Origin of the sequence: Flavobacterium alvei (assembly GCF_002920895.1) — a bacterium.
Taxonomy (GTDB): Bacteria; Bacteroidota; Bacteroidia; order Flavobacteriales; family Flavobacteriaceae; genus Flavobacterium; species Flavobacterium alvei.
In genome coordinates this window covers 306,600-328,448 of the sequence record NZ_PQVG01000006.1, presented here as the reverse complement: position 1 = coordinate 328,448, position 21,849 = coordinate 306,600, and the positions used below count along the sequence as shown (strand labels likewise).

15 protein-coding genes and 1 pseudogene are annotated in these 21,849 nt (G+C 35.9%); 8 read left to right on the top strand and 8 right to left on the bottom strand.

Features of this window, described 5'->3' with window-relative positions; genetic code table 11:
* The 4 genes and pseudogenes from C3L50_RS16350 to C3L50_RS12340 all read left to right on the top strand — a co-directional run.
* Positions 1-628 (top strand): annotated as a pseudogene (locus C3L50_RS16350) (hypothetical protein); the annotation flags it as partial.
* 20 nt (positions 629-648) lie between these two features.
* A complete protein-coding gene (locus C3L50_RS12350) occupies positions 649-2,916 on the top strand; it encodes a collagen-like protein (protein ID WP_103806476.1) in 2,268 nt (755 codons plus the stop codon).
* Between the two features lie 76 nt (positions 2,917-2,992).
* On the top strand, positions 2,993-4,069 hold the full coding sequence (locus tag C3L50_RS12345) for a gliding motility-associated C-terminal domain-containing protein (RefSeq protein ID WP_103806475.1): 1,077 nt from the start codon (positions 2,993-2,995) through the stop codon (positions 4,067-4,069).
* A gap of 58 nt (positions 4,070-4,127) precedes the next feature.
* Positions 4,128-5,036 (top strand): PorP/SprF family type IX secretion system membrane protein, encoded by a 909-nt coding sequence (locus C3L50_RS12340; protein WP_103806474.1) that lies wholly within the window; start codon positions 4,128-4,130, stop codon positions 5,034-5,036.
* A 116-nt stretch (positions 5,037-5,152) separates the two neighbouring features.
* On the opposite strand, the gene pheT is transcribed toward C3L50_RS12340, so the two are convergent.
* The gene (gene pheT / locus C3L50_RS12335; protein ID WP_103806473.1) at positions 5,153-7,573 is read right to left on the bottom strand and encodes a phenylalanine--tRNA ligase subunit beta; all 2,421 of its coding nucleotides are present in this window, start codon (positions 7,571-7,573) and stop codon (positions 5,153-5,155) included.
* 264 nt (positions 7,574-7,837) lie between these two features.
* Between pheT and C3L50_RS12330 the strand changes: the two genes are divergently transcribed.
* Positions 7,838-9,343 (top strand): aldehyde dehydrogenase family protein, encoded by a 1,506-nt coding sequence (locus tag C3L50_RS12330; RefSeq protein WP_103806495.1) that lies wholly within the window; start codon positions 7,838-7,840, stop codon positions 9,341-9,343.
* 76 nt (positions 9,344-9,419) lie between these two features.
* Entirely contained in the window at positions 9,420-9,794 is a 375-nt protein-coding gene (locus C3L50_RS12325; RefSeq protein WP_103806472.1) for a DUF779 domain-containing protein, read from the top strand.
* A 1-nt stretch (position 9,795) separates the two neighbouring features.
* Here the strand turns inward: C3L50_RS12325 and C3L50_RS12320 are convergent, their stop codons facing one another.
* From C3L50_RS12320 to recG, 6 genes are all read right to left on the bottom strand, one after another.
* The gene (locus C3L50_RS12320; RefSeq protein ID WP_103806471.1) at positions 9,796-10,719 is read right to left on the bottom strand and encodes an AraC family transcriptional regulator; all 924 of its coding nucleotides are present in this window, start codon (positions 10,717-10,719) and stop codon (positions 9,796-9,798) included.
* 76 nt (positions 10,720-10,795) lie between these two features.
* The gene (locus C3L50_RS12315) at positions 10,796-11,659 is read right to left on the bottom strand and encodes a bestrophin family protein (protein WP_103806470.1); all 864 of its coding nucleotides are present in this window, start codon (positions 11,657-11,659) and stop codon (positions 10,796-10,798) included.
* Between the two features lie 26 nt (positions 11,660-11,685).
* Positions 11,686-12,996, bottom strand: coding sequence for a TolC family protein (locus tag C3L50_RS12310; RefSeq protein WP_103806469.1), 1,311 nt, complete (start codon positions 12,994-12,996; stop codon positions 11,686-11,688).
* Positions 12,997-13,056: 60 nt separating this feature from the next.
* Positions 13,057-16,152 carry an efflux RND transporter permease subunit gene (locus C3L50_RS12305; RefSeq protein ID WP_103806468.1) on the bottom strand — a complete coding sequence of 1,032 codons (3,096 nt, stop codon included), beginning with the start codon at positions 16,150-16,152 and terminating at the stop codon, positions 13,057-13,059.
* Between the two features lie 81 nt (positions 16,153-16,233).
* Positions 16,234-17,295, bottom strand: a complete 1,062-nt coding sequence (locus C3L50_RS12300; protein WP_103806467.1) for an efflux RND transporter periplasmic adaptor subunit — start codon at positions 17,293-17,295, stop codon at positions 16,234-16,236.
* 252 nt (positions 17,296-17,547) lie between these two features.
* On the bottom strand, positions 17,548-19,683 hold the full coding sequence (gene recG, locus C3L50_RS12295; RefSeq protein WP_103806466.1) for an ATP-dependent DNA helicase RecG: 2,136 nt from the start codon (positions 19,681-19,683) through the stop codon (positions 17,548-17,550).
* A 244-nt stretch (positions 19,684-19,927) separates the two neighbouring features.
* On the opposite strand from recG, the gene C3L50_RS12290 reads away from it, so the two are divergent.
* The gene (locus tag C3L50_RS12290) at positions 19,928-20,638 is read left to right on the top strand and encodes a hypothetical protein (protein WP_103806465.1); all 711 of its coding nucleotides are present in this window, start codon (positions 19,928-19,930) and stop codon (positions 20,636-20,638) included.
* A 20-nt stretch (positions 20,639-20,658) separates the two neighbouring features.
* Positions 20,659-21,204, top strand: coding sequence for a DUF1697 domain-containing protein (locus C3L50_RS12285; RefSeq protein WP_103806464.1), 546 nt, complete (start codon positions 20,659-20,661; stop codon positions 21,202-21,204).
* 68 nt (positions 21,205-21,272) lie between these two features.
* Here C3L50_RS12285 and C3L50_RS12280 read toward each other — a convergent pair whose 3' ends face one another.
* Positions 21,273-21,794 carry a DUF7935 family protein gene (locus tag C3L50_RS12280; protein WP_103806463.1) on the bottom strand — a complete coding sequence of 174 codons (522 nt, stop codon included), beginning with the start codon at positions 21,792-21,794 and terminating at the stop codon, positions 21,273-21,275.
* Between the last annotated feature and the right edge of the window lie 55 nt (positions 21,795-21,849).

Sequence of the window (21,849 nt, the reverse complement as noted above, 5' to 3'; positions counted from 1 at the left end):
TAACGCTTCGGATGTAAAAGCAACCACCGATGGTTTGGCTTCTGATATAGCAACTAAAGCAAACGCTGCGGATGTAAAAACAACCACCGATGGATTGGCCGCAGATATAGCAACCAAAGCAAATGCTGCAGAGACTACAACAGCTCTAGCAACCAAAGCTAACGCTTCAGATGTAAAAGCAACAACTGATGGATTGGCTTCAGATATCGCAACCAAAGCTAACGCTGCTGAAACTACAACTGCTCTAGGTTTAAAAGCAGACAACACAAATGTTGTTCACTTAACAGAAAATGAAACTATTGCTGGGAATAAAACATTCACAGGGGTTACGAATATTAGTGGTGCTTTGACCAATAATATTATTTCGGTGGTGAGTAATACAACACTAGGAGTTGGAAATTACACAGTTTTATGTAATGCTACAGGAGGTGATTTCACTGTGACATTGCCAGATGCTTCAAGTTGCCAAGGTAGAGTTTATGTGATTCGAAAAACTGACGAAACAAACAATACATTGTCATTTAGTAGTCCTATACATATTACTGACTCAAGTACCTTTACCTCACTAAATTATCCAAAAACCATTCGTGTTCAAGCTATTGGAAACTACTGGTCTTTAATTGATTAATCATTAAAAATTATAATAAAATGTATAAAAACACTTTAAAATTTGGATTGATTGTGCTGCTTTTTAGTTTAATAGCAACCAGTGTTTCTGCTCAGGTAGTTCAAAAAATTGGTAATAACCAAATGTCTATATCGCCAAGTGCAGTATTAGAATTAGAATCGACTACCAAAGGTTTTTTACTGCCTAGAATGACCCAAACGCAAAGAGAAGCAATCGCATCTCCTGCTATGGGCTTGGTAGTATTTCAAACCGATGGTGTAAAAGGATTGTATTGTTATATTGGTTCAGGATGGATCATTAGTGCAACTGCAGATGCTATGCAAGCGGCTTTGGATTCGAAAGCATCAACAACAGACTTGACTGATGGTCTTGCGTTAAAAGAAGATACTGCAAACAGATCAAATAATGTTGTTTCAGACGCTAGTTCAGTTACAAAATATCCAAGTGTAAAAGCAGTAGTTGATTATGTAGCAGCAAATACTTTGTCTGGACCCCAAGGACCCCAAGGAATTCAAGGATTAAAAGGAGACCAAGGAGAAAAAGGTGATACTGGAGCGCAAGGAATTCAAGGTTTAAAAGGCGACCAAGGAGAAAAAGGAGAAAAGGGTGACCAAGGAATCCAAGGTATTCAAGGTATAGCAGGAACAAATGGAATTGATGGAGCAAAAGGTGATACTGGAGCGCAAGGAATTCAAGGATTAAAAGGTGACCAAGGAGAAAAGGGTGACCAAGGAATCCAAGGTATTCAAGGTATAGCAGGAACAAATGGAGCTGACGGAGCTGCTGGAGCAAAAGGTGATACTGGAGCGCAGGGAATTCAAGGTTTAAAAGGCGACCAAGGAGAAAAAGGTGACCAAGGAATCCAAGGAATTCAAGGTTTAAAAGGCGACCAAGGAGAAAAAGGAGAAAAGGGTGACCAAGGAATCCAAGGTATTCAAGGAATAGCAGGAACAAATGGAATTGATGGAGCAGTTGGAGCAAAAGGTGATACTGGAGCGCAAGGAATTCAAGGATTAAAAGGTGACCAAGGAGAAAAGGGTGACCAAGGAATCCAAGGTATTCAAGGAATAGCAGGAACAAATGGAGCTGACGGAGCTACTGGAGCAAAAGGTGATACTGGAGCGCAAGGAATTCAAGGTTTAAAAGGCGACCAAGGAGAAAAAGGTGACCAAGGAATCCAAGGTATTCAAGGTGTAGCTGGAACAAATGGAACAAATGGAATTGATGGAGCAGTTGGAGCAAAAGGTGATACTGGAGCAACCGGACCAGCTCCTTCGGGAACAGGTTTTGTGACAGTTTCTGGTGGTGTATTGGGTACTCCAGGTGCTTTGTCTGGAGATGTAACTTCTTTAGGACTTGCGACAACACTTGCAAATTCTGGTGTTACTGCTGGAACTTATTCTAAAGTTACCGTAGATGCAAAAGGTAGAGTTACAGCAGGTGCAAACTTAGTAGCAGGAGATATACCAACTTTAAATCAAGATACTACAGGTAATGCTGCCACAGTAACAACTAATGCTAATTTAACGGGTGCAATTACTTCCATAGGAAATGCAACTTCACTAGGTTCGTTTAACTCTGCAAATATTGCATCAGCTTTGACAGATGAAACAGGAACAGGTGCTGTGGTTTTAGCAACTTCTCCTACCTTGGTTACTCCTATTTTAGGAACTCCTACTTCTGGAGTAGCTACAAACTTAACAGGTTTACCTTTAACTACTGGTGTTACAGGTGTTTTGCCAGTTGCCAATGGCGGTACAGGACAAAGTACTGATCTTACGCAAGGAGGTATTATGTATGGTTCCTCTACAACTGTAGCTGCAACTAGTGCAGCAGGAACTGCAAAACAGATTTTACAAAGTGCGGGTACATCAGCTCCTGTTTGGGTAAATGGGGGTACAATGATGTTAACTGGGAATACGAATAATAGTAGTGCTAGCACTTCTTCCACTATTTATTATCCAGTAATGGGAACAATATCAAGCCAAGCAACGTCTTCTTCATCTGTAGGAACTAGAACACTTGTTTCACGTTCAGGAACTATTAGAAATTTATATGTCAAATCAAGTACTAACGCCGGTACTGGTAATAGCTACACTATAACTATTAATAAAAATGGTTCAAGTACTACCGTTTCAACTACTATTTCAGGTAATTCTGCAACTTCAGGATCCGATACAACAGATTCCTTTACTGTAATTGCAGGGGATGAAATTGAAATTGTAATTGCACCTAATAGTAGTCCAAACGCAGCTAGACTTAGTTGGGCTGTTGATTTTACATATTAAATTTTTATTCTTTCTGAAAAATTAAATTTAAATGAAAATATAGAATACAAAAAATGATCATTAAAAAAATGATACAATGAAACAAAAAATAACTTTCTTCCTCTTTATACTACTGGCATTAGTCAGTACTGTAAATGCCCAAAGCATCGGCCGAAAGCTCATCTCGAATGCGGGAGGGACTTTGCAGGCTGGAGGAAAAAAAATTGCGTTTACCGTTGGCACAAAGAGGCATAATCTGGGAACGGCTAAAGCTGCGATTGTGAAAGGTACCATCAGTACGGGTATCGTTAGCGCAGATGTTTGTCTTGGCGGTACGTTCAATTTACCTTTTACCGCTACTGCTATGAACGCGGGCAATATCTTTACAGCACAGTTGAGCAACGCCGCAGGAAGTTTTGATAATCCAGTAAATATTGGAACCTTATCTGCTACTTCAACTGGTGCAATTCAGGTTACCATTCCTGCTACTACTTTGGCGGGAACAGGCTACAGAATAAGAGTAACGAGTAGTTCACCTGCTATTATTAGTACTGATAATGGTACTAATATTGCCATAAACCCAACAATAATAGCCATAACAGTTCCTGAAGTCATCAATACAGTGAATGCCTCGCCGGTAGATTTAAATAGTTTTCTTCCTCAAGGCACACCTTCAAACGGACTGTGGTTAGATATAAACAATACAGGTTTCCTTAACGGAAGTTATTTAGACCCAATGAACAAGGCGGCTGGCGAGTATATTTTTCACTACACTGTTCTTACTGACACCTGTTTAACCAACTATATTGTTACTGTAAAACTCGATCAGAGTTTTGTGTTAGGTTGTGGTACCGTATTAGTTCACAATGCTTTCTCACCAAACGGAGACGCAATGAATTCAACTTTTGTTATTGACAATATCGATGAAGTAACATGTTATCCTGAGAATTCGGTTGAAATATTTGATCGTCAAGGTTTATTAGTTTTTTCGACCAAAAATTATAATAACGAAAAAAATAATTTTAATGGAATTGCACGGGGTAAAAACGTAATAAAACAAGGGGCTGGTTTACCAACTGGAACTTATTTTTACATTTTGAATTATAATTTTTATACTAGTAAAAATAAAATCCAAACTAAAAGGGAAGAAGGGTTCTTGTATTTAGTAAATTAATTTAATAGCTACTACACCCAGAAATAACTAGTTTCAGGGTATTATAATAATGATAAAAATGAAAAAGAAAATACTAACACTCGTTTTGATGTTTGTAGTGTTTACAAATTATGCTCAGCAAGACGCTCAGTTTACACAATATATGTATAATACTATAAATATCAATCCAGCTTATGCAGGGTCAAGAGGAGCCATGAGTATATTTGCCTTGCATCGCACACAATGGGTAGGAATAGATGGAGCGCCGGTCACTAATACTGCATCTATCAATACCCCCTTAAACGCAAGTAATCTTGGTTTGGGTGTTTCTATAATAAATGATAAAATAGGTCCTGTTCAGGAGAATACCATCTCGGCAGATTTGTCATACAGCATCAAAACTTCTACGTTTTTTAAACTCTCTTTTGGTGTCAAGGCTACGGCAAATTTGTTTAATTTAGACATTGCCAAATTGGATCCTGTGCAGTATTCAGATCCATCACTTCAAAACTATAGCAACTTTTCTCCTAACATTGGTGCTGGTCTTTATTTACATTCGGATAGAGCATACATTGGATTTTCTATTCCAAATTTTATCGAAACAAATCGTTATAATGATAATGAGGTAGCCATTTTCAAAGAAAAAATTAATTACTATTTAATTGCAGGATATGTATTTAATTTTTCAAATACTGTTAAATTCAAACCTACAGTATTGACAAAAATTGTCGAGGGAGCGCCGCTTCAAGTTGATTTATCAGGAAATTTTATGTTTAGTAATAAATTTGTACTTGGTGTTGCTTATAGGTGGAGTGCATCAGTAAGTGCTATGGCTGGATTTCAGGTTTCTGATGGAATCTATATTGGCTATGGCTACGATCACGAAACCACTCAACTTCAACATTATAATGCTGGTTCTCATGAAATTTTCTTGCGCTATGAAATTTTCAAAAATGTCGAAAAAATGATCACTCCTAGATTTTTTTAAAGCTAGATCAATAATATTCCTAAAATAAAAATGCCAATCCTAAATTTCAGGATTGGCATTTCGCTATAATTAGAGGCAAACTTAAATGACCTTCATTGGTTTATAGGGTTAATAAATTACCTTAAACTAGCACCCAACTCAGTTTCTAGGTTTTTTTGCAACTTGCCCATAATTTTGTCAATTTGTACATCGGTCAAGGTTTTAGTATTATCTTGAATCGTGAAGCTTACCGCATAGGATTTCTTACCTTCTGGAAGATTTTTGCCTTGATACACGTCAAACAAACTGATGTCTTTCAACAATGATTTCTCTGTTTGTCTAGCAAGATTGTAAACAGCATCAAAAGAAACGTTCTCATCTAATAACAAAGACAAATCTCTTCGAACTTCTGGATATTTTGGAATTTCGACAAATTTGATTCTATTGGAAAGCAGTTTCAAAATCAATGCCCAATTGAAATCAGCAAACAAAACTTCTTGTTTGATGTCGAAATGTTTTAATATTGATTTTTTTACCACACCATATTCTACCAAAATGTCATTGCCTAAACCGATAGCAATTCCTTCAGAGAAAACATCGGATGTAACAGGAACGCTTTGTGTTTTTTTGATTCCCAATCGTTCTAAAACAGCATTTACATACCCTTTGAACAGGAAGAAATCAGTAGGTTTTTGGGCATTAGTCCAGTTTTCTTGATTTCGGTTTCCAGTGATGAACATTGTTAAGTGTTTCTGTTCTTCATACCCTGCTGGAAATTTATGGTAGGTTTTTCCAAATTCAAAGAATTTCAAATCAGAATTTCTGCGATTGATATTATAAGAGATGGCTTCCAATCCTGAAAACAACAAAGACTGACGCATAGCTCCCAAATCATTACTCAATGGATTTAACATCAATACATTATGTTCTTCTTTGAGCATTTCAGTCAATTGAACGTAGGAAGAAGTCGTTAATGAATTGGCCATCATTTCGTGAAAACCTTGTGAATTCAGTTGAGAAGCAACAACGTTTTGCACTTTATAATCTTCGGTTCTTGGCGCATTAGAAACTGTTGCATTCAATTTATCCGAAAACTTGATATTGTTGTAACCATACACACGAAGAATTTCCTCGATAACGTCGATTTCTCTTTGTACATCCACACGATATGCTGGAATTGTTAGTCCTAAACCAGCATCCGAAACACTGTTTACCTTGATTTCCAGCGAAGCCAAGATGTTTTTAATGATTTCTTTAGATAATTCTTGACCAATAATTTTCTTAACATTATTGAAATTTAAAACCACCGGAAAATCAGCAATTTTCTTTGGATAAATATCAACAATATCCGAAGTGATTTCACCACCAGCTACTTCTTGAATCAACAAGGCGGCGCGTTTCAAGGCATATTCCGTGATGGTTGGATCAATTCCTCTTTCAAAACGGAAAGAAGCATCGGTATTTAATTGATGTCTTTTGGCACTTTTTCTTATGCTTACAGGATTAAAATAGGCACTTTCTAAGAAAATAGAAGTGGTCATATCTGAAACTCCCGAATCTTTTCCTCCAAAAACACCAGCAATACATAAAGGCCCTTTTTCATCACAAATCATTAAATCTTCTTCGTGCAAACTTCTTTCTACATCGTCTAAGGTTGTAAATTTGGTTCCTGAAGGAAGTGTTTTTACAATTACTTTGCCGTGAATTTTGGATGCATCAAAAGCGTGAAGTGGTTGTCCTAATTCGTGTAAAACATAATTAGTAACATCTACAATATTATTTTTTGGATTTAATCCAATAGATTTCAAGCGGTTTTGTAACCAAGCGGGTGATGGTTTTACGGTTATTCCAGAAATAGTTACACCACAATATCTTGGTGCTAAAAGTGGTTTTTCGACACTAACATCAATTTTAAGAATTCTTTTGTCAATTCTAAAATTACTTACTGATGGAGAAATTAATTCTACTTTGACTCCAGATTGCAATAAACCAGCTCTTAAATCTCTAGCTGTTCCAAAATGGCTCATCGCATCGGCACGATTGGGAGTCAATCCAATTTCGAAAACTTCATCATTTTCTATTTTGAAAACGCTAGCAGCTGTAGTTCCCGCTTTGATAGCGTTGTCAAGAATCATAATGCCTTCGTGACTTTCGCCTAGACCTAATTCATCTTCGGCGCAAATCATTCCGTGACTTTCTTGACCTCTAATTTTTCCTTTTTTGATTTGAAAGGCAACGCCTTCTTTGTCATATAAAGTAGTTCCAATGGTGGCCACAGGTACTTTTTGACCCGCAGCAACATTTGATGCGCCACAAACAATTTGAACTGGAATGCCATTTCCTAAATCAACGGTGGTTACTTTCAAACGATCGGCGTCTGGATGCGGAACACAAGTAAGAACATGACCTACGACAATACCTTCTAAACCTCCTTTTACGGACTGATATTTTTCGACTACTTCTACCTCAAGACCTAAATCGGTCAATAATGCCGCAGTTTCTTCAGATTTCCAGTCTATTTTTATGAATTGTTTTAACCAGTTGTATGATATTTTCATTTGAGAATTTTAATGAGAGTGCAAATATAAGGATTGCAGATTGGAGTAAGAAACAATTTTTTTTGTTTTTTATAATTGAATTCGCCTATTTAATTCTATCTTAAATAGCAATTATGTAATCATAAACTTAAATATTTATTAAATTATTAATAAAATAACATAAAAAAAACACATAGTAAAATTTTATGCTATTATTTGAATGAATTGTGCTATTCTGGTGCTAAATATGAAACTATTTTTGAAAAAATTAAAACAGATAAAGTTATGAACCAGTTAGTAAAAAGACCTGAATTTAAGGCAACGTATGATAATTATATTGGAGGAAAATTTGTTGCGCCCATTGGTGGTCAATATTTTGATGTAGTTTCTCCAATAGATGGAAAAGTATTTACAAGGGCAGCTCATTCTACTAAAGTCGATATTGATTTAGCTGTTGACACTGCCTATGAAGCTTTTCATACTTGGGGAAAAACCTCGGTTACGGAGCGTAGTATATTATTGAACAAAATTGCCCAAGTCATTGAAGATAATCTCGAATACATTGCCACAGTTGAAACTGTTGATAATGGAAAAGCAATTCGGGAAACTTTAGCCGCCGATATTCCTTTGGCAATTGATCATTTTCGCTATTTTGCTAGTGTAATTCGTGCTGAGGAGAGTTCTATAGCTGAACTGGATTCACAAACCGTTTCGATTGCCTTGAGTGAACCATTGGGAGTAATTGCACAAATTATTCCTTGGAATTTTCCAATTTTAATGGCTGTTTGGAAACTTGCTCCAGCATTGGCTGCAGGAAATACCGTAGTTTTAAAACCAGCCGAAAGCACTCCAATTTCTATTTTGGTATTAATGGAATTAATTGGCGACATTCTTCCTCCTGGAGTGGTAAATATTGTCAATGGTTTTGGTGCCGAACTTGGAAGGACTTTGGTTACCAATAAAAAAGTATCAAAAGCTGCCTTCACAGGTTCGACACCAACGGGTCGTTTGGTGATGCAATATGCTACCGAAAATATTATTCCCGTGACATTGGAATTGGGTGGAAAATCTCCAAATATTTTCTTGAAATCAGTGGCTGATGCCGATGATGATTTCTTTGACAAAGCCGTTGAAGGTGCTGTATTGTTTGCTTTAAATCAAGGGGAAATTTGTACTTGCCCTTCCAGATTATTGATTCACGAAGACATATATGAAAAATTTATTGCCCGAGTAATCGAAAGAACTGCGGCAATCAAATTGGGGAATCCATTAGATAGAACGACTATGATGGGGGCGCAAACTTCATTGGTTCAAAAAGAAAAAATTCTTTCCTACATCAAATTAGGAAAAGAAGAAGGTGCCGAAATTTTAATTGGAGGTGCTGAAAATCATATGGAAGGTGATATTTCAGGAGGTTATTATATCAAACCGACACTTTTCAAAGGGAATAATAAAATGCGTATTTTTCAGGAAGAAATCTTTGGACCTGTTTTGGCTGTGACAACTTTCAAAACTACTGAAGAAGCTATCGCTATTGCAAATGATACGATGTATGGTTTGGGAGCTGGAGTTTGGACCCGTGATGCGCACGAAATTTACCAGGTTCCAAGAGCGATTCAGGCTGGACGTGTTTGGGTTAACCAATACCATTCTTATCCGGCTGGCGCACCTTTTGGAGGGTACAAACAATCAGGGATTGGTCGTGAAAATCACAAAATGATGTTGGGGCATTATCGTCAAACAAAAAATATGTTGATTTCCTACGATAAAAAGAAATTAGGTTTCTTTTAATAGATTTTATAGTTTTAGCTAATTCTAAGCCCGGCAGATTGTATTATTTGTCGGGTTTTATTTTAAATTAAAAAAGATGATAAAAAGAATTGATGCCACAGAAAAAGCAGTAGAATTAATCAAAATTTTACAAGAAAAGCACGGTGATTTGATGTTTTACCAAGCTGGAGGATGTTGCGAAGGAACGCAGCCACAATGTTTCGAAAAAGGAGGATTTTATCAAAGAATGGGCGATGTATGCATTGGTACAATAGAAAACACTGAATTTTGGGTTGACAAGGATTTATTCGAATATTGGAAACACGCCCATTTTACTTTGGATGTGATTGATGCTTTTGGAGTAGGAGGATTTTCTTTGGAAACTCCTTTAAAAAAAACATTCCGAATTGAATATCGAATTTTCACGCCAGAAGAGGAGCAATCGCTTGAGCCTCTTATATTTATCGAATAGCCTAACTTACATATAATAATTGATATTGTTTTGGCGTAATTCCTTCGTATTTTTTGAACAATCGAATGAAGTAATTGGAATCTTCAAATCCAGATAAATAGCACACTTCGTTGATTTGTATCGTAGGATTTTTGAGTAGTTGTTTGGCGCATCTAATTTTTTCGCCTATTATAAATTCTATAGGACTCATTCCTAATTCTCTTTTGAAAAGTCGGTAGAAAGAGGCAGAACTCATACTTGCTTTTTCGCTTAAATGCTTCATATTGATGTTTTCTCTCAAATTCAATCGAATAAATTCAATCACTGGTGTAATTGGGTTTTTCGGATCTGTAAACAATCCGTCATCAATGGCTTTTGCGGTTTGTGTTTGTATAATTCGAATCAATAATTCCTGTAAAGTCAAATCAGCAAGAACATCTTTTGTAATCGAAGTACTTAAGCATTCTTTTATTAATTTATTGATGGTCGTTGCCAATTCCACATTATTAAAGAAGAAATAATTTTGGTAATTCAAATGCCAAAACTGGTCGTTACCTTCTTTTGGATAGCGTTCGTTAAGAAACTGTAAGGTTTCGGTAATTTTTGTTTGGTCAATGGCCAAAGCCAAACATTGCGTGGGATTATGGAGAGCGGCTTCCGGAAAATCGATTTTCATTTCTACCTTTGAAGGAACGACAACTGTTTCCCCTGGTAAATACTCAAAAGCCGGATCATCAAAAAGATGCATTACTTTTTTGCCTCTCAGCATGCTGGTTACCACCAAATCATTGAATTTTAAAGGAACCAATGCAGAAGATTCGTAGGTCTCAAAAAGATTAAGTTCACAATGATTTAAAGAGTAAACGGTCCTGTTTTCCACTAAGGTTTTTAACGATTTTTCGTTAGACAAATTGGGTGGATTTATTAAAGCCCGGTTTAACTTCATAATTTATTTTATTAAAAAACAGAATTTGAAATTTAATGAAAATAACTATTGAAACAACAAAACTTTATAAAAAAAATTAAAGCAATTCCTCAACGTGTTTTTTGATGTTTTCGGCAATTTTTTTGATTGGTAAATCATTTGCGTCAGTACCAAAAGGCTCTTCTATTTCCTCTGAAATTAATTCAATACTGGCCAATACATAAAAAATAAAGGGCACCACCGCAATTACATAATACCCCAAAGAAAATACATAAGAATAGGGAAGTGTTAGTATAAAAAGGAAAATAAATTTTTTGATAAAAGTACTGTAAGAATAGGGGATAGGTGTGTTTTTAATACGTTCACAAGCTCCGCAAATATCGGTGAAAGATTGAATTTCTGCATTCAAAATTATTAGTTCATCGCCTGATATTTTTTTGGCTTCATATAGTGTATGGATTTTTTGAAACAACATTTTTGCGATTTGATTGGGTCTATGTTTGTGATGATTTATTGCTAAATCTACATCATCAAATAAAAGCATACTTGTTTCTTCATCTTTCAAATGTTTGTCTAACATAGAAGCATAGCTTGGAATTAATTTACGGAAGTAAGCCAAATCCTTTTCTTCTTTTAATATCACTGAAAGTTTTATGGCCAAATTGCGGCTGTTGTTAACCAAAGCACCCCATAATTTTCTTCCTTCCCACCAACGATCATAGGCTGAGTTGATTCGATAGGCTAATAGCAAAGAGATTACAAAACCTAATGTTGTGTGAATCAAAGAAAGGTTTTTAAAGTGACTCGTATCATCTAATTGAAGATATTCTACTTCTAAATAAGCTATACCGCCAGAATAAATAGCAATTAAAAGTATAAAAGGTAATAAGGTTCTAAAAGAATCTGATTTGCGAAAGCTAAAGATGTAAGAACGCCATATTTTCGGATTATATGCTATCATTTAGATTTTTTTTGGACAAAAATAAACTAAAAACTCATATTTCCCGCCAATTCTTTCAGGGCAATTTCAGATAATTTTGCCTGAAATTGGGCATTGCTGTAGCGCACTTTGGCATTGATGTAATTCAATTGTGCCGCTCTAAATTCGATGGTGGTTATAGTTCCAATTTTAAATTTATCTACAGTAATACTTAAATTTTGTTTGGCAATAGCTTCGTTTTTTTCTTCCAATTGAATCAATTCCAGATTGGTCAAATAGGTTTGAAATGCTGTTGACAATTCAGAATTTAACAAAAGACTCTGTTGTTCAATAGCAATTTTGGAGTTTTCAATTTGAAGTTTGGCAATTTTCTCGTTACGGTTTTGAGCAAAACCATCAAATAAATTTAAGGAAGCTCTCAATCCATAATTGAGTCCGTGTGCCGAAGATTGAGAGGTAAACCCCAGACTAGAATGGCTTTCAGCAAAGTTGTAACCCGAAGTCAAGTTTAATGTAGGATAACGTTCCCCTTTGATTTGCTTCAGATCTAATTCAGAAATCCTTTTGTTGATAATTTCAGATTCTAATTGTGGATTTTGTTTTTCGGCCAAGGCCATTAAATCAGCAAGGACTAATTTATCATCCACAGTAACTTCATCAACCACTTTAAAATCTATTTTTGAATCTCTGGCCAAAATTTGATTCAAGGCAATTTTTCTATTGGCATAAGATTCTTTTTGACGCAAAAGGGCCACTTTGTCTGTGTTCAAATCTACTTGGGCATTCAAGACTTCCAATTTGGAAGCTTTTCCTATGTTAAACCGATTTTGTGCCAAAGTCAAGCGTTGGGTCGAAATAACGATGGTGGTGTCTAAAGCTGCCAATTGCTGTTGTTGTTGGACTAAGTCATAATAAACTGCATTAACGGCACTGATTTTTAGAATAATAGTTCTTTTTAGCTGGGCTTCTCCCAATTTTTGCAATTCTTTCAATTGGTCTAATTTGGCAAACATTTTAAAACCGTCAAAAACCGTCCAATCCAATCCAACACCATAATTCAAGCTGTTGTTTTTGGCATTATCAAGAGCATTAACTGTTCCGTCTTGTCGGGTTTGCGAACTATTTTGAACGCTGTTGGCATCGACCAAGGTGGCGGTTACTTTGGGTAACATTCCTGCGTTTCCCTTGGCTACATTGGTTTTGTCAATCGTTAAATTATTGGAAGCCATTTTGATTTCAAAATTGTTTTCCAAGGCTATTTTCAAGGCGTTTTCGATAGTTAAAACTTCTTGCGCATCCATTTTTGCAATGCAAAAGAAGAAAACCAGTAAACTGCGGAATAGAATTTTAGTGTTCATATTTTTATTTTTTTGCCATGAATTTTAGAAAATTAAATTCGTGAATTCGTGGCTAATAAATTATTTAATTTCCTTTTCATATTCTTCGATATGATCAAATTCTGGATAATGTTTTCGAGCTTTTGACCACATCAAGTACAAAGCAGGAATTACAAACAAGGTTAAAATCAAGGAGAAAATAGTTCCACCAACGATAACAACTCCCATTCCAATTCTACTCGTTGATGCTGCACCAAGTGACAACGCAATAGGCAATGCTCCCAATGAAATGGCCAAACTTGTCATTAAAATAGGTCGAAGTCGTGCTTCCGAAGCTTCTATAATGGCATCGTATTTTGTTTTTCCTTGTTCACGCAGTTGGTTTGCAAATTCGACAATTAAGATTCCGTTTTTGGTTACCAACCCAATGAGCATTACGGTTCCGATTTGGCTAAATATATTCCAAGTTTGACCAAATAACCACAATGAGAATAAGGCTCCAGCAACAGCCATTGGCACGGTTAAAATAATAATAAATGGATCGATGAAACTTTCGAATTGTGCTGATAAAATCAAAAATATCAATAACAAAGCCAATCCAAAAGCGAAAGAAGTATTCGAACTACTTTCGACAAAATCCCTAGATTCTCCACCCAAATCGGTTGTAAAAGTATCGTCCAGCACTTTGGCTTTTATTTCATTCATTACTTCGATTCCATCGCTAATGCTTTTGCCCGGAGCAAGTCCTGCCGAAACGGTTGCCGACATATAGCGGTTGTTATGAAACAATTGAGGCGGATTACTTTGCTCTTCGATAGTCATTACATTGTCCATTTGAATCAATTCGCCTTTGTTGTTTTTGACAAACATCGAAGTTAAATCCAAGGGTTTGGAACGGTCTTTTTGTTCAAATTGACCAATGACTTGGTATTGTTTTCCGTTTCGCATAAAATAACCAAAACGTTGTCCGCTTAACGAAAGTTGCAAGGTTTGGGCAATGTCAATCACCGATATTCCTAAACTTTCAGCTTTCTCTCGATTGATAGAAACATTGATTTCGGGTTTGTTGAATTTGAGATTCACATCCGTAACCGAAAAAGTTTCACTTTTAGAAACTTCGTCCATAAATAGAGGAATTTTTTCCTCCAATTTTTCGAAATTAGGAGCTTGAATAATATATTGTATAGGCAATCCACCACGTCTGTTTACTGAAATTGTTGGTTGTTCAGTGACCGATGTTTTGGCTTCGGGATATTTGTTGGTTATTTTAGTTAGTTTTTCGGCTATTTCTTTTTGAGAAAGTTTTCTTTCATCGGGTTGTTTCAGGGCAATTCTGATGAAGCCGCTATTAACCGATGAAGCCAGAAATCCTGGAGCTGTAATAACCAAAGCTACTTTTTTTTCAGGAATAGAATCGTCCAAAATTCTTGAAAGTTCTTGCATAAACCTTTCAGTATATTCATAACTTGAACCTTCGGCAGTATTGGTTCTAATCGTCAAAGCACTTCGGTCATCATACGGAGCGGTTTCTTTTTGTAAGAGATTAAAAAACAAATAAATCAGTCCAAAACAGACGATTAGTATTGGGAAGCTTAGCCATTTTTTTTTCATAAAACTCTCTAAAGCATTGGCATAGCCACTGTTTAATTTTTGAAAAAAAGGTTCGGTTTGAAGATAAAATTTCGATTTTTTTTGAACGCCACCTTTCATCAAATACGCATTTAGCATTGGCGTAAGCGTAAGCGAAACAAAAGCCGAAATTAATACCGCAGCTCCTATGACGACGCCAAATTCTCTAAACAATCTACCTACAAATCCTTCGAGGAAAATTACAGGAAGAAATACGGCTGCCAAGGTGATGGAAATGGAAATTACAGCAAAAAAGATTTCGTTTGATCCTTTGATAGCGGCTTCAATGGGAGTCATTCCTTCTTCCACTTTTTTGAAAATATTTTCGGTCACCACAATTCCATCATCAACAACTAATCCAGTTGCCAGTACAATGGCGAGCAAAGTCAGTACGTTTATCGAAAATCCAAAGAGCCACATTATGAAAAATGTTGCAATCAATGAAACAGGAATGTCAATCAATGGACGAAATGCAATAGCCCAATCTCTGAAAAACAAAAAGATAATCAAGATTACTAAAATGATTGAAATTCCTAAAGTTTCGGCTACTTCAATCACCGAATTTTTTACAAAAACGGTGTTGTCAAGAGCAATGTTTATATTGATATCTTTGGGTAAATCTCTTTTCAAAGCAGCGAATTCTTTATAAAAAGCTTTCGAAATGTCTAGATAATTAGCGCCTGGAAGTGGTACAACCGCAACACCAACTAATGGCATTCCAGATTGACTCATTTTAGTTTCTAAATTTTCAGGTCCTAAACTAGCTGTTCCAATATCGCTAAAGCGAACTATTTTATCGCCTTCAGTACGAATGATTATATTGTTGAATTCTTCGGCAGAGGAGAGGTTTCCTATTGTTTTTACAGTAAGTTCGGTATTATTCCCAGTAATTTTTCCAGAAGGCAATTCTACGTTTTGTTTGTTTAGAGCTATTCTAACTTCAGAAACGGTACAGCCGTAGGAAGCTAGTTTTACGGGATCAATCCACAAACGCATTGCATATCTTTTATGTCCCCAAATTTGTACTCCGCTTACTCCTGGGATGGTTTCAAGTCGCTGGGCGATTACATTTTCGGCAAAATCACTCAGTTCCAATGGATTTCTGGAATCACTCTGAACGGTCATCGAAATAATGGCATCCCCATTGGCATCAGCTTTTGAAACTACAGGTGGTGCATCGATATCTTGGGGTAAATTCCGAGTGGCTTGCGAAACTTTGTCACGAACATCATTGGCGGCTTCTTCTAAATTTTTATTCAAATTGAATTCAACTGTAATATTGCTACTTCCTTGAAGACTCGATGAAGTTACATTCCGAATTCCATCAATCGAATTAATGGCTTTTTCTAAAGGTTCTGTGATTTGGGACTCAATAATATCGGCGTTGGCTCCCGTATAACTGGTTCGAATCGAAACTTGAGCAGGATCAATGGAAGGAAATTCTCGAACGCCAAGAAAAGTGTAACCAATAATTCCAAACAAGACTATGGCTAGATTGATAACGATTGTAAAAACGGGTCTTCTTATGCTGGTGGTTGATAAACTCATTGTGACTTTAGATTTTAGACATTAGATTTTAGAATGAAGAGAATAGATAATTAAAATCCATAACTCAAAACCTAATAAATCTTAGCCTTTGATTTTTATTTTAACTGGAGATTCTTTTTTCAAAGACATTACACCACTTGTAATCAGGGTGTCTCCAACTTTAAGCCCAGAAAGGACTAAAACAGATGCGTCAGTTCTTGTAGTTGTTTCTACCATAATTTCGGTCGCTTTTCCGTTATTGGATATAAAAACTTTTTTTCCGTTTTGAACAGGAACGATGGCTTCTGTTGGAATCACGACGGCATCTTTTATAACATCCAATGGCAATTCGACGTTGGCAAAAGTTCCAGGCAATAATTTTCCATCTTTGTTTTCTGCCAAAGCTCTGATTTGTAAAGTTCGGGTAGCGATTTCAATTTCGGGTTCGATGGCATACACTTTGGCAAAATGCTTTTCAGAAGTCCCCACAACGGTAAAACTCAAATTCGAATTGACTTTTATTTGGTTGGCATATTTTTCAGGTACTGAAAAAGTGATTTTTAATTGACCAACGTTCACCAATTTGGCAACCAAAAGGCTAGGAGTGATGTAGGTTCCGGGTGAAATGGAGCGTAAACCAATTTTTCCAGAAAAGGGCGCTCTTACCGAAGTTTTGGCAATTTGTGCATCAATAAGTTGTACTTGAGATTGTGCCAATTTGAAATCAGCTCTGGCCACATCATATTCTTCTTGGCTGATGGCTTCTTTTGCGAGTAATAATTTGGCTCTTCTTTCGTTTTCAGAAGCCAATCCTTGTTTGGTTTTGGCTTGTTGCAATTGCGCTCTCAATTCGACATCATTTACTTTAAAAAGCAATTGTCCTTTTGAAACATTGCTGCCTTCTTTAAAATAAATTCCTTCTACAATTCCAGAAATTTCAGAGCGAATTTCTACTTGTTCATTGGCTTCAATAGAACCAGAAAGCGAAATAGTATTGTCGAAAGTTTCTGTTTTTATGACAATTCCATTAACGGTTATTTCTTTGTTTTTGCCATCCTTTCCTTTAGAATCGCCATTTTTATTTTTATTTGAAACAATTCGGTATGCAATAAATGATCCGAAACCAATAATTAGCAAGGTATAAACGATGTGTTTTATTTTCATAATAGTCCAGAAAGTGAGATTAGATTTCTCGTTTTGTATATAATGACAAATTTAGGTTTTAGAATTCGTAAAAATGGGAGTTATGTTAATTATTTAACAACTGATTAACAATGAATTTTAATACTCTAAAAATGACAATTTAGTTAGACACGGAAAAAAATACAATGGTTTAATTTAATTTAAAAAAAATCGATTTTTTATCAGTGTTTTTAGGAAGTAAATCTGTTTTACCCGTGTGCTATTCAGCGCACTTTAACTAATATAATTCCAAATGTTTTTCTTCTTGGTCAACTCGATGTAAGTGGCTCTCAAAACGGCATTTTCCGGTTTTTGCATCGGGGCATCGTCTTTTAGGATTTTCAAGGCATAATTGCGAGCCAATTCTAAAATATCTCTATCTCGAACAATATCTGCAATTTGAAGGTTCAAAACACCGCTTTGTTGTGTTCCCATTAAATCGCCAGGGCCACGTAATTTGAGATCGACTTCGGCAATTTCGAAACCATCGTTGGTTCGTGTCATTGTTTCCATTCGGGTTTTGCCGTCGGCGCTCAATTTGTGGCTGGTCATCAGGATGCAATAACTTTGTTCGGCACCACGACCCACGCGACCTCGAAGTTGGTGGAGTTGCGACAATCCAAAACGTTCCGCATTTTCGATAATCATCACGCTGGCATTCGGAATATTCACGCCCACTTCAATCACGGTGGTGGCGACCATAATGTTGGTTTTTCCTTCAGCAAAGCGTTTCATTTCGGCATCTTTTTCGGCTGGTTTCATTTTGCCGTGAAGGATGGAAATGGCATATTGTGGCAACGGAAAATCGCGAGAAATACTTTCGTAGCCGTCGATCAAATCTTTTAAGTCCATTGTTTTCGATTCTTCAATCAGTGGATAAACGATGTAAATTTGTCTGCCAATGGCAATTTCGTCTCGAATAAATTTCCATACTTTCAGTCGATTGCTATCAAATCGATGCACAGTTTGAATGGGTTTTCGTCCCGGAGGCAATTCGTCAATCACTGAAATATCCAAATCACCATACAAACTCATCGCTAAAGTCCGCGGAATAGGCGTGGCGGTCATTACCAAAACGTGTGGCGGAATATGTTCTCCTTCATCAGAGGGGTTAGGATTGGATTTCTTCCATAATTTTGATCGTTGTTCTACCCCAAAACGATGTTGCTCGTCAATCACGGCCAAGCCCAAATTTTGAAATTTTACTTTGTCTTCCAATAAAGCGTGTGTACCAATGAGAATGTGCAAGCTGCCGTTTTCGAGTTCTTCGTGAATGATTTTTCGAGCTGCAGTTTTGGTGGAACCAGTCAGTATTTTTATATTGATATTCAATTCTTTGGATAACTCAGTTAAACCGTTGAAATGTTGGTTGGCCAAAATTTCTGTTGGTGCCATCAAGCAGGATTGAAAGCCGTTATCTAAAGCTATAAGCATACTCATCAAAGCCACGATGGTTTTTCCCGATCCTACGTCGCCTTGCAGTAATCGGTTCATTTGGGCGTTGCTTCCCATATCGATTCGGATTTCCTTGACGACTCTTTTTTGGGCATTGGTCAATTCAAAAGGCAGGTGATTTTGGTAAAAATTATTGAAATAGTCGCCCACTTTCGTAAACGGATGTCCTTTGATTTTATGCTTCCGAATCAGGTTTTTGGTAATTAATTGCAATTGAATATAAAACAATTCCTCGAATTTTAATCGGAATTGGGCTTTCGCCAAAGCTTCGGCACTTTTTGGAAAATGAATATTGAACAAAGCCGCATTTTTTGGAATCAGTTTCAATTCGGCAATCAAATAATCGGGCAAAGTTTCGCTGAATTTGGCTTGGGTTTCCACGAACAATTGCTGCATCATTTTATTGATGACCCGATTCGAAATGCCTCGGTTTGCCAAAGTTTCGGTCGATGGATAAACGGGTTGCATCGCCGAGCGCAGACTTTGTTGGTGCTCCGTCATCAACTCAATTTCGGGATGCGCCATATTGAAAGTGTTTCCAAACGAAGTACATTTTCCGAAAATCACGCAGATTTCATTGAGTTTCAAACTCTCCCGAATCCATTTGTGCCCTTGAAACCATACGAGTTCCATTTGTCCCGTATCGTCCACGAATGTGGCGACCAATCGTTTTTGGTTTTTGCCAAACTCAACGGTTTTGATGTTGATAATTTTGCCAATGACTTGAACTTCGGCAACATTGTTCTGCAATTCGTTAATCTTGTAATAGCGTGTCCTGTCGATGTAACGATTGGGAAAAAAATTGAGCAAATGACCGTACTTGTGAATTCCCAATTCCTTGCGCAGCAAAGTCCCGCGGTTGGGACCGACGCCTTTGAGGTATTCGATGGAAGTTTCTAATAGGTTTTGCTGCATTTGGACACGGATGACACGGATTTACTTCGTAAAGACACGGATAAAAACGGATTTTTTATTTGATGAAGCGAAGATAGTTTTTTGTTTGGAAAATAGGAATTTGAAAATGTTGATTTTTTTGACAATGAATTTGCTGTTGAAATAATTTGATAATAAAAACGCGGTTAAAATAATAATCAATTTCTTCAAAATTGAAAATATTGTCGTTTGGAAATGTTTATATTTGGGAGAAAAATATTTTTATATGAATGAATTTAAAAGACCCGATTTATCAAGTACACTAATTCATTTTACAAAAGGAAAAAATGACGATGAAGCATTTGAAAATTTGTGTTCTATCATAATTGATAAATGTATAAATGCGACTAAATTAAAAAATTTAGAAGATAATGAAATTGTTTGTTTGACAGAAACACCATTAAAAATAATTATGGAGTATGGATTTACAAATCACACGAATTATTCAAATTACAAAAAATTTGGGTTGATGTTTGATAAAGAGGAAATTTATAAAATTTATTCTGGAAGACCTGCTCTTTATATGGAAAATTCGTGTTTGAATAAATTATCAAATGACATAAAATGGCGATTTGCAAAGTTTGAACCTTCATTTAAATACAATGAATTTCCAAAAAAACCTTTTGTAGATTTCACTTGGGAAAGAGAATGGCGTGTACAAGGGGATTTATATTTAAGTGAGTGTGATAATAATTTTAAGGTTTTAGTTCCTAATTTATTTTATAAGAATAAATTAGAAAATAAAATAAGAGATTATTTTGAAGATAAATTTGAGGATTGTAACAAAGAGAATCCAAGATATCTTTATGAATTAGAATATGATTATATTGAGGGAAATTATTTTCAAAAAGAAATTGAAAACGAAGAGAACTGTGAATGTAATGTTTTTGATCCCGATGAAAATATTTTAAATATTATTTTGTTGGATAAAATGTAAATATAAAACATAAAATAAAAATGACAACCCATCTAGCTCTTCTTCGTGGCATCAATGTTTCTGGTCACAATATGATAAAAATGGAGGTTTTGAAAACCACTTTGGAAGCTATTGGTTTTAAAAACGTGCAAACCTATATTCAATCGGGTAATGTTTTTGTCGATACTGAGGAGGAAAATCCTGCCGCTGTGGGTTTCAAAATCAAGCAGGAAATTTTCAAGACGCTTGGTCACGAAGTTCCTGTTGTAGTTATTGCCAAAGCAGATATAGAAGCCTGTTTTAAAAACAATCCTTTTTTAAAAGAGAAAGATATTGACATCAAAAAATTGTATTTTGCTTTTATTTCTACCGAATTGCGAAGTGACAGTATCAATGATCTGAAAATGAGTCAGGTTAAACCCGACGAAGCTAGTATTGATGCCAACAGAATTTACATAAAATATGCTGTTGGAGCAGGAAAAACAAGATTCGACCAGAAATATATCGAGAAAAAATTGAACGTAACAGCAACAATTAGAAATTGGAATACCGTAACGCAATTATTGAAACTATACGAGGAACGATAATTTCATGATAAAATCAGTTTAATCCAATAATCTTTGGCTAAAAAAACAGGAGCAAAGCGACTTTTACACTACCACAACTGGCTAACTTCGTTTTTGAGGAATTCTAATGCAATACTACTTGGAGATGGTTTTGTCAATAAATCGTTTAGAATTAATTCTCGTAACTGATGTGCATCACTAATTTTTTCGCTTTTAGCCGCCAAAAGAATCATTTGAATGGTAGCGTTTTTAGCTGTAGTTATTGTGGACCAACATTCATTCGAAACATAAATTTGTTGTGCTAAATTGTGTTCGTATTCTTGTTCGATTTGCGCAATTACAAAGTTTTGATAATCTGTTTTGTTTTCTGAAATTGGAGAAATTCGAACCAATAGTTGCGATGGGTTGATGCGTTCCAAAAACAATGTCATTCGCTCGTAGGCCTGTAAACGTAGTGATAAAGTATCTGGTTTTGATTCTTTTTGCAATAAATAGTTTCTTTTTGCATTCTCATTTTTGGTGTAAAGTTCGAAGAAACTATACGCCACAAACGCCATTATTATTGTTGGTAATGAATAACTTATCAATTCTATTATTCGTGTTGAATCCATTTGAAATTTGATTTTTTTAATTTTTTTTAAACGAAGACAAATTAACGAATAAAGC